The sequence below is a fragment of the Longimicrobium sp. genome (genome assembly GCF_036387355.1).
Taxonomy (GTDB): Bacteria; Gemmatimonadota; Gemmatimonadetes; order Longimicrobiales; family Longimicrobiaceae; genus Longimicrobium.
The window spans coordinates 1-9,531 of sequence record NZ_DASVTX010000137.1; the positions used below are offsets into that span (position 1 = coordinate 1).

Genomic DNA, 9,531 nt, shown 5'->3' on the forward strand with positions numbered 1-9,531 from the left:
GTCGGCGGTCCAGCCACGAATCGCCCCGAAAGTCCGCGGGGGGAAGCACGCTGGAGCGCGCGCCGTACCAGAGCCGGGCGAACTCGCCCTCCCCCGCCGCCATGGCGTACGCCGCGTCCTTGAACGTCCGCAGCGCGGGGCCGCGCGGATACGCGTCCTCCACGCCGGCGGCCATGGCCAGCCGCACCGCCGCGACCCCGGCGAACGGGTCGTCCGGAACCCGCCCCGCGGCCAGGGCCTCCGCCATCTCCCACACCGCCAGCAGGGGCTCCGCCAGGGGGTGCGCCTGCACCCGGGCGCGCACCCCCGCCCGCTCCCCGGCGGTGCAGGCCTCCAGCGCAGCGCGCAGCAGCACCAGTTCGCGGATCTGCCCGCGGCGCTCCACGTGGTGCACCACGGAGTGCACCAGAAGGTGAAGGAGGTGCGTGGCGGGGGCCAGGCGAAACACGCCCTCGACCCGCGTGGGACGCAGGCCGGCCCACGGGTCCACCCCCGCGCCCAGGTGCGGCACGTCGTAGTGGATCTCCACCGGGATGTCGCGCTCGGTGCCGCGGGGCGCCAGCTCCCAGCCCCCCGTGAGGCCCGGGCCGGGATCGGCGCGGGTGGCGCGAAAGCCGCAGCGCTCGTCCAGGACGCGGGCCAGCGCGGCGGCGTTCCCCGGCTCCACCAGCAGGTCCAGGTCCACCACGTCCAGCGGCTCGCCCCCGGACGCCGCGGCCGCGCCCCCCTTCAGTGCCACCCCCGTCCATCCCCACCGGCGCAGCTCCCCCGCCACCCGGCGGCACTGCGCGGCGGCGGAAAGGAAGCGCTTCATCTCCACCGTGGCGCGCGCATCCAGCACCGCGGCCGCCTCCCCGGGCAGGTGCCCCGCCCCGCCCAGCCGCTGCCGAAGGGGAAGGGCGCACCGCTCCGCGGCCAGAAAGGCGCCCCACTCCGCGGGCGACGCGGCGGGCGGGCCCGCCGTGGACGCGCCGGCCAGGAGAGGGAGCGCCCAGGCGCGCAGCCGCAGCCCCTGCGAGGCCGCCTGCACGGGCGATGAGATGGGATGTCGGAGCAAGGGGGCAGTGCGGGGAGATGGGACCCGGACGGCGGACGACGGGGAGCGCACGGGCCGAAACCCGTTTGCGCGGGCAAAGATACGCCCCCTCCCGGGACCGGGCAACATGGACGTCCGGCGGGTGCGCCGCGTCGGTCCGCGGCAACGCCACCCTCCGGCGGACGGGCAGACCCCCGTCCACCGGAAACGACGGGATCAGCGGGAGGAGCGCGCGTCCCGGGCGGCCCCGCGGGCAAGCATCCACGCGCCGGGGGTGGACGCGGCCAGGAGCAGCACGCGCCGCGAGGTGCGCAGCAGGTGCGACAGGCGCGGCGCCACGTGGTCCAGGCGCGTGTCGCCGCGGAAGGCGGACGGCACCAGGGCCGACTTCTGCGACCCCACCCAGAGCGCCCGGTAGGCCTCGCGCCCGCTGGCCAGGGCGAACGCGGCCGGCCAGGTGCGCGGAAACACCCGCGCCAGCGCCCCCGGCTGCGGGCTGAGGTAGAGCCGGTAGCGCACCGCGGCCACCACCTCGAAGCGGTCCCGCGGCGGCTTCCCGGCCGCCAGCGCCGCCGCGGCGTCCAGCATGGCCACGAGGTCCGCCGGCACCAGCGCATTCGCCGTACGCGCCCGCACCCACGCCACCTCCCCGGCGGAGCAGTTCCGGAACGCCGCCGCCATCAGCAGCAGGTCGCGCACGGTGCCCACCCGCTCCGGGTGGTGCACCACGCCGTGCACCAGCAGGTGCCACAGGTGCAGCGCCGGGGCGGGACGAAGAACGCCCGCCACCCGGGTGGGGCGCGGGTCGGCCCAGAAGTCGATCCCCGGGCCCAGGTAGGGAACGGAGTGGTGGATCTCGATCATCACCGACCCGGGCGCGAGCCGCTTGGCGGCCTCCCACTCGCGGCTGCCGGGCGCCGCGTCGCGGCCCACGGTGGCGTACGGGCCCTCCTGCTCCAGCGCGCGGGCCAGCGGCGCCGCGTGCTCCGGCGCCACCAGCAGGTCCACGTCCGCCACGTCCACCGGGTCGCCCCCGCCCGCCAGCTCCGCGCCGGACTTCAGCACGATCCCCGGCCAGCCGTTGCGCCGCAGCAGCGGGGCCACGGTGCGCAGCTGCGCCTGCAGCGACATCGCCCGCATCATCTCGAGGGTGGCGGCGTGCCGCAGCACGGGCTCGCCCGCGCCCAGCACGGAGGCGCCCTCTCCCAGACGCCGCTGCAGCGCCAGGGCGCACCGCTCCGCCTCCAGGAACAGGGACCATCCCTGCGCGGACAGCGCCGGGGCGGGTTCGGGATTGCCGCCGGCCAGCACGCGCAGGGCCCACCGGCGCGCGCACAGCGCCTGGCGCACGACGGTGTGCGTGGCGCGCCCGGTGGCACCCTGGAACGGCGGCACATCAGCCATGCGGGCTCCTGGGCGCGGCGCCACCCGGGCCGGTCATTCGGCGGCCGGTGAGGAGGGCGCGCACGCCGCGCCGCCGCGAGCGGCCTGCCGCAGGATGCCGAGCAGGCGCGGCGCGACGACGGCCAGGCTGTATTCGCGCTCCACCCGCTCCCGGCCCGCGCGTCCCATGCGCACCGCGAGTTCCGGGTCCGCGCGCAGCAGGCGCAGCGCGCGGCGCCACTCGCCCGCGTCGCGCGCCAGAAATCCCGAAACCCCGTCCTGCACGATGGCGCGGTTCGCACCGATGGGGGAGGCAATGACGGGGCGCCCGGCCGCCATGTACTGGATCAGCTTGTACCCGCACTTGCCCCGCGCCACCGGCGTGTCGGGAAGGGGCATGATGCCGACGTCGAAATCGCGGATGTCCCGCACCTCGGCCGCTTCGGACCACGGGCGCACCTCGGCCCTCACGGACGGGGGCGCCGCGCCCGCGCCCACCAGCACGACCCGGTCGCCCTCGCGGGCCGCTTCCGCCAGCACCCCGGCGACTCCGTCAAGCAGGGCGGCGGTCACCGGGGTTCCCATCCACCCCACGGTGAACGGCGCACCGGGAATGCGCGGCTGCACCCGGTAGCGATCCAGGTCCACCACCGTGGGCAGGATTTCCACGGTCCGGGCGCCCGCGCTCCGGGCACGTCCGGCGATGTACTCGTTCCCCGCGACCACCACCGCCGCGCCCCGCATGACCGCGTCGATCTTGCGGCCCAGGACCCGGCGGACAAAGCCGGTGCGGTGCTCGTCATAGTAGTGGAACACGGCGTCGTCGAAATCCACCACGTACGGGATGCCGCTGCGCGCCAGCAGCGACTCGCCCCACTGCGGGAGCCAGGGGAACAGTTCCTTTTCAATCCACAACAGGTCGAACTCGGCTGCGCGGCGCAGAAGCGAAGCGCGGGAGGCCATGGCGCGGGCCACCGCCGTGTAATCGCGGGGCCGTCCGGTGTACAGGCGGTCCAGGTAGCCCTCGTCCAGCAGCGGGCTCGCCGTGACCTGCACCCCGTGCGCGCCGAGATACGGGAGGAACTGGTAGCTGCGCACGCGGCTGCTGGCCCCCTGCCGGGTGTACCGGCTCAGCAGCAGGACCTTCAACGCCGGGCGGCGGCCAGGATCCGCGGCAGGTTTCTCCAGAGCAGGCCGTAGGCGGCCAGCGTTTCTCCGGCCCCGCGCAGCGAGCCCCGCGCTCCCTGGAGCGCCAGGCGGGTCCACGGCTCCAGCGCCAGGGTGGAAAGCAGCACCAGCGCGGCGCCTGGAGCCCCGAAGTGCTTGCAGCTGTACAGGATCCGGCTGCGGAGCGAATAGAACAGCCTGCGCGCGGGCACCTGCCCCGAGCTTGCGCCGCCCTCGTGGTACACCTGCGTAGCGGTCAGGAAGTAGGAGCCGTATCCGGCGGCCCGGGCGCGCAGCGCGTAATCCACTTCTTCGAAGTACACGAAGAACCTTTCGTCGAACCCGCCCAGCCGCGCCCAGAGCGCCCCTCGTGTCAGGAAAAAGGCGCCCATGACCTGATCCACCGCGCGGCTCTCGCCGTGCGGCCACTCCACCATGAAGTGCGGGGGAAACGCGCGCGGAGCGACCCGGTCCAGCGCGAGCCCCCTGGCCACGAACCGCCCGGGAGTGGGGAACCGGGCGCAGGTGCGGCTCACCCGTCCGGCGTCGTCCACGAGCTGGACGCCGCAGATGCCCACGCCCGCGTTTTCCGCGGCTTCCAGAAACGCGACGGGGGCCTCCAGTGCAGTGGCGGAAAGACGCGTGTCGGGGTTCAACAGCAGGAGGTAGTCGGCCGCGCAGCCCCGCGAACCCTGGTTGCACGCCGCCGCAAAACCCACGTTGCGAGGGTTGCGCACCACGTGCAGGGGAATTCCGCACCCGTCCAGGTTCTGCGCCGATCCGTCCGTGGAGCCGTTGTCCACGACGGTCACGCGCCGGAGCACCACGGTTTCCCGGCGGGCAGACGCGATGGAACGGAGACACTCGGCAAGCCGCGCGCCTCCGTTCCAGTTTACGATCACGATGTGCAGTGCAGGACGGTCCGGCATCCCCGGCTTCCGCGGAGTGAGGGCATGAACGTGCCGGGCGGCTCACCCGCCCCGTGCAGCACGGCGGGCCCGGAGATGAAACACGAGCGCGGCGGCGGATACCCCGCCCGCCCACGCGAGCACACCGGCCACGCCGAGCGCCTCGCGCAAGGCGGCGGCACCGGCCGCCCACGCCACACACCCCGCCGCGGTGGCCGCCACGGGAAGCCAGTCGAACCTCCACGCCAGAAGCCGGCGCCCCTGAACGGCGGCTCCGGCCGCATATGCCGCGTAGCTGGCCAGCGTGACCCAGGCGGCCGCCAGATATCCATACACGGGCACGAGCGCGGCGTTCAGCGCCAGGTTGAGTGCGGCGGCTCCTCCCGCCAGCGCAAGCATTCGCCGGGTGCGCCGGTGAAACTCCAAGGGCTTGTGCAGGTATAGACCCATGTGCCAGAGCAGCAGTCCCGCCAGGGCAAGCGGAATGACCCGGTACCCGGCGCGAAACTCGGGCCCCAGCACGGCGGCCGCGTCGCGGGCGAAGGCCCACCCCAGGGTGCACGCCACCAGCCCCGCAATGATGAACCGCTGCACGATCTGTCCCAGCAGCCAGGCCGCCTCGCCGGGCGCCCCCCGCTCCCACGCGCGGATGAGCAGCGGATGCGCGGCCATGACGGCGGGAAGGGCCACCAGCCCGGCCGCGCGCACCACGAGTCCGTAGTTGGCGGAGTAGATCCCGACCTCGGCGCTGCCCCGGGCCCACTCGATCACGTACCGGTCCGCCGCCTCCAGGAGCGTGGCGCAGATGAACCAGCCGGCCATGGGCACGCCGTATCCGGCCCAGGCGCGCAGCCGGGAACTCAGTTCCCTGCCGCGGCGCAGCGCGGCGGCAGGTGAGGGCAGGCCGACGTCGCGCCACAGAACGGGCACCAGGACCGCGGAGGCAGCAGCGCTGGCCCAGAGCAGGCTTTCGCCCCGGGGAACGCGCCCCACCAGGACCAGCGCCGCTCCGAAGCGCAGGACGGACTCGGCGGTCTGGTACACACTGTGGCGCCCTGCCCGCTGCTGTGCGGACAGCAGCGCAAGCAGCTGCTGCAGCAGCAGCGTGGCCACGGCGAACGCGGCCGAAGCCGACACCAGCTCCGGAGCGGCACCGGGAATCACCCATGCGCGCAAGGCGAGCACAGCGCCCCCCGCGACGGCCAGGGCGAGCGTGAGCAGAACCAGGCCGTACGCCGCCGAGGCCAGCACCACGGCTTCTTCGCGCGCGGTGTCGGCGGCCGGAAGAAAGCGGGAGGTGCTCTGCCGCAGCCACTGTCCGGAACCCGACGCCACCAGCATCGCGATCCCCAGGGCCAGGCTGAAGCGGCCGTACTCCGGGGCGGAGAGCACCCGGGTGAAGATTGCGGTGGACGCCAGCGCCACCGCGGCGGGTACGATCATTCCCGGAAGGTAGCGGGCGATCTGGCGCGCCAGCACGCCCCCGCTCCGCGGAGCTTCCAGCTCCGCCGGCGGCATGCCCGGGGCCTCAGAGTTCACGTCCATCAGCCGCGCTCCCCCGAGCGAGCGGCCCCCGCTCGTCACCAGGAGGTGGATTGTGCATGGCGTCGCGGCGCCTCGCCCGTGGTCTGCCCGGGACCGCCGATCCCCGGGCGGGGTCTGCCGCAACTTACACCCGCTTGTGGTGCAGGCAAGCGGTGCCGGCGCCGGCCAGGGCCGTTGCGGAGTGCCTTGCCCAAACCCCGCCGGCCGGCCCGGGAACCGCTCCGGCGCCGTGGGGGGAGCGCGCGCCGAATGCCCGTAACTCTTTTGTTGGCTTGACCCCCCGCCCCGTTCGTGGTATACTCCGGTCCCTTTCCGGACCGCCGGTTCAGCGGGCCGACGCGGAGTTGGAGCGGCCCTGCCCTGTCTTGTCGATCCTACGAAAATGCACCGTGTTCTTGTACTGGCGCTCGCCGCGCTCGTCCTTTGGCCGACGGTGGCTCGCGCCCAGGCGGCGCCCGGCGCGGCCGACCAGATTTCCCTCCGGCCGGGCGACGTTCTTCGCGTGACCATCTGGCGCGAGCCCGAACTGAACGGCGACTTTCCCCTGGCGCAGGACGGTTCGGTGGTGCTGCCGCTGCTGGGGCGCCGGGTGATTTCGGGCATCCCCATGCGAGACCTGGCCGACACGCTCACGGCGGCGTACCGGGCGGAACTCACCAACCCGTCCATCTCCATCACCCCCCTGCGCCGGCTGGACGTGCTGGGCGAGGTGGTGAAGCCGGGCGTGTACCTGGCAGACCCCACCATCAGCCTGGCCGGAGCCGTGGCGCTCGCCGGCGGCCCCACCACCAACGGGGACCTGCGCCGCATCCGCATCTTTCGCGGCGGGCAGGTGATTCAGCGGCATGCGGTGGCCTCGGCCACCCTTACGCACAGCGACGTACTGTCGGGCGACCAGATCATCGTCGACCGCCGGCCGTGGATGGACCGCAACAGCGCCGCACTGGTGTCCGGCTCGCTTTCTCTTCTGGGGATTCTGCTTACCCTGGCCCGCCGCTGACCGCGGCCTTGCCGCAACGAGGCTCATGATCATGCCCAAGTCACTTCCTCCCGAACGCACCATCGTGCTCAGCACTGGGCAAGCGGACGTGGAGCAGACGATTCATCTTCGGGACGTGCTGTCGGTGCTTCTGCGCAACCGATGGCTGATCGCGGTCGTGCTCCTGGGCACCGTGGCGGCCATGGCAACCTATACGTTCCGCCAGCCGCGGGTGTACCAGAGCCGCGCAACCATCCGCATCGACCCCGAGCAGAGCCAGATGCAGCTGTTCGGCGAAGTGGGCCGGGTTCTGGGCGGGGCCCAGGAGCGGATCGAGACGGAAATCATGGTGCTGCAGAGCGAGCTGATCGCGCGCCAGGCCGTGGATTCCCTGGGGCTGCGCGTGTGGGTGATGGAGCCCAATGCGCCGCGTGCCGCGGTCCTGGCCTCGGTGTTCGTCCCCGAGTCGGCCCGCAACGGGATCGCCGTGCTCACCCGCACCGGGAACGGCACCTACACCGTTCAGCGCGAGGATGGCTTCCAGGGCGTTCGGCTGCCCCGCACTGTTACGGCCGGCGTCCCGGCTGACCTGGGCGGCGCGCGCGTGACCCTGCGCGCCGGCACCCAGGCTCCGGTCATCCGCCTGGCCGTGGTGCCGCCGGTGGCCGCGGCGCGCGCGGTACAGGCCGGGCTGGCCATCGCCCGCCCCAATCCGCGGGCACAGCTGATCGCGGTGCGCTACCAAAGCACGGACCCGGCCCTGGCCGCCGCGGTTCCCAACGCCATCGCGGACGGCTTCATCGCCTACAAGCGCGGGACGGCCAAGTCGGAGTCGCGCAGCACCGTCACCTTCCTGCGCCAGCAGGTGGCTTCGTACCAGGCGGACCTCCAGCGTGCCGAGGCGGACCTTCGCGGCTTTCGCGAGCAGGCCCAGATCGTGAACCTGGGCGAGCAGGCGTCGCGCGACGTGCAGCGCCTGGCCGAACTGCAGGCCCGGCTCGACGACCTGAATGGTGAGCGGCAGGCACTGTCGCAGTTCCTGTCGCAGCTTCGCGCGCAGCCCGCGGGGGCCGAGGGCGCGGGGCGGTACCAGCAGCTCGCCTCCTTCCCCGTGTTCCTTTCCAACCGTTCGGTTGGTGACCTGCTGCAGTCCCTTACCACGCTGGAGAACGAGCGCGGCCAGATGGCGCTGCGGCGCACCGGCGCGAACGCCGACATGCAGAATCTGGACAGCCGCATCGCCGACCTCCGGCGCCGGCTCGACGAGACCGCGCAGGGCTATCTGCACGGGCTCGACGCCCAGATCGCTCCCCTCGCGTCGTCGTTGGGCGGGCGCCGGAGCGAGATGCAGTCCATTCCCCGGCGCGAGGTGGAGTTCGCCCGGCTGGCCCGGCAGCAGAAGCTGCTGGAAGACATCTACACCCTGCTGCAGACCCGGCTCAAGGAAGCGGAGATCAAGGAAGCCGTCGAGCCGGGGCAGATCCGGGTCATCGACACCGCCACCGTTCCTCAGGAGCCCATCTCTCCGCGCCCGCTGATCAACATGGTCCTGGCGCTGGGTCTGGGAACGCTGCTGAGCGTGGGCGCGGCCTTCACCCGCGAAGCGCTCAACACCCGCATCCGCACGCGGCAGGATGTGATGACGGCCACGGTGGGGCTGCCCATTCTGGGAATGGTTCCCCGGATCCGGTCGCAGTTTACCGAAGGAGGCCGCCTGCGCATCCTGATCTCGGGCGCGGGCTCCCGGCGGGCCTCGCAGATGGCCACGGTGGCCGAGCCGCTCGCGCCCATCGTGCTCCGCGAGCCCATGAGCCCGGCCGCCGAATCGTTCCGCGCGCTCCGCACCAGCCTCACTTTTGCGGGAGCAGACGGCGCGCCCCAGGTGATGATGGTGACCAGCGCGTTCCCCGGCGACGGCAAGAGCACCACGTCGTGCAACCTTGCGACGGCCCTGGCGGAGCAGGGCACGCGCACGCTGCTGATTGACGCCGACCTGCGCCGCGGCGGGCTGCACCGCAACTTCGGGCTGCGGCAGGAGCCCGGCCTGACCCACGTGCTCATGCGGTCCGTGGCGCTGGAAGACGCGGTGCAGCGGGTGGGTGACACGCACCTGTACGTGCTCGCGGCGGGCGTCTTTCCGCCCAACCCGTCGGAGCTGCTGGGCTCTCAGCGCATGCGCGAGCTGCTGGCCCGGCTGCGCGAGCAGTACCCGGCCATCGTCATCGACACCCCACCGGTGAACCTGGTGACGGACGCGGGCGTGCTCGGCTCCCTGGCGGACGGTACCATCCTGGTGGCTCGTACCGGACGCACGGCCAAGGACCAGCTCGCGGCCGCCGCCGGCCAGCTCCGCCACCTCAAGGTGCCCGTGGCCGGCGTGGTGATCAACGACTACGACGTGGGACAGCCGCAGTACTACAATGCGGGCTACTCGTACGGATACGCGTACGGCGGCCGCTGACCGAAGCGGAACCACCATGCTGCAACGAAGCGGGGCGCGGGCGAACAGCCCG

General features: G+C 73.1%; 7 protein-coding genes. 2 read left to right on the top strand and 5 right to left on the bottom strand.

The genetic code is table 11. The features are described from left to right. The 5 genes from VF665_RS06375 to VF665_RS06395 form a co-directional block, all read right to left on the bottom strand. Positions 1–1,057, bottom strand: a 1,057-nt coding sequence (locus VF665_RS06375) for a nucleotidyltransferase family protein (protein ID WP_331052573.1), incomplete at its 3' end; no start/stop codon positions are given. Between the two features lie 195 nt (positions 1,058–1,252). Then, positions 1,253–2,440: a nucleotidyltransferase family protein gene (locus VF665_RS06380; RefSeq protein ID WP_331052574.1), complete on the bottom strand. Its 1,188-nt coding sequence runs from the start codon at positions 2,438–2,440 to the stop codon at positions 1,253–1,255. Positions 2,441–2,473: 33 nt separating this feature from the next. Further along, positions 2,474–3,568 (bottom strand): glycosyltransferase, encoded by a 1,095-nt coding sequence (locus VF665_RS06385; protein WP_331052575.1) that lies wholly within the window; start codon positions 3,566–3,568, stop codon positions 2,474–2,476. Continuing rightward, complete coding sequence (locus VF665_RS06390; protein WP_331052576.1) at positions 3,565–4,515, bottom strand: glycosyltransferase family 2 protein; 951 nt, start codon at positions 4,513–4,515, stop codon at positions 3,565–3,567. The genes VF665_RS06385 and VF665_RS06390 overlap by 4 nt, the downstream gene beginning before the upstream one ends. A 42-nt stretch (positions 4,516–4,557) precedes the next feature. Continuing rightward, positions 4,558–6,039, bottom strand: coding sequence for a lipopolysaccharide biosynthesis protein (locus VF665_RS06395; protein WP_331052577.1), 1,482 nt, complete (start codon positions 6,037–6,039; stop codon positions 4,558–4,560). Positions 6,040–6,421: 382 nt separating this feature from the next. Here VF665_RS06395 and VF665_RS06400 point away from each other — a divergent pair, with 382 nt between their 5' ends. Next, positions 6,422–7,039, top strand: coding sequence for a polysaccharide biosynthesis/export family protein (locus tag VF665_RS06400; RefSeq protein WP_331052578.1), 618 nt, complete (start codon positions 6,422–6,424; stop codon positions 7,037–7,039). A 31-nt stretch (positions 7,040–7,070) separates the two neighbouring features. Then, on the top strand, positions 7,071–9,479 hold the full coding sequence (locus VF665_RS06405) for a GumC family protein (protein WP_331052579.1): 2,409 nt from the start codon (positions 7,071–7,073) through the stop codon (positions 9,477–9,479). Positions 9,480–9,531 lie beyond the last annotated feature (52 nt).

Coding starts and splice junctions, on each gene's coding strand:
- VF665_RS06405 (WP_331052579.1), top strand. CDS start 7,071: ATGCCCAAGTCACTTCCTCCCGAACGCACCATCGTGCTCAGCACTGGG.
- VF665_RS06390 (WP_331052576.1), bottom strand. CDS start 4,515: ATGCCGGACCGTCCTGCACTGCACATCGTGATCGTAAACTGGAACGGA.
- VF665_RS06380 (WP_331052574.1), bottom strand. CDS start 2,440: ATGGCTGATGTGCCGCCGTTCCAGGGTGCCACCGGGCGCGCCACGCAC.
- VF665_RS06395 (WP_331052577.1), bottom strand. CDS start 6,039: ATGGACGTGAACTCTGAGGCCCCGGGCATGCCGCCGGCGGAGCTGGAA.
- VF665_RS06400 (WP_331052578.1), top strand. CDS start 6,422: ATGCACCGTGTTCTTGTACTGGCGCTCGCCGCGCTCGTCCTTTGGCCG.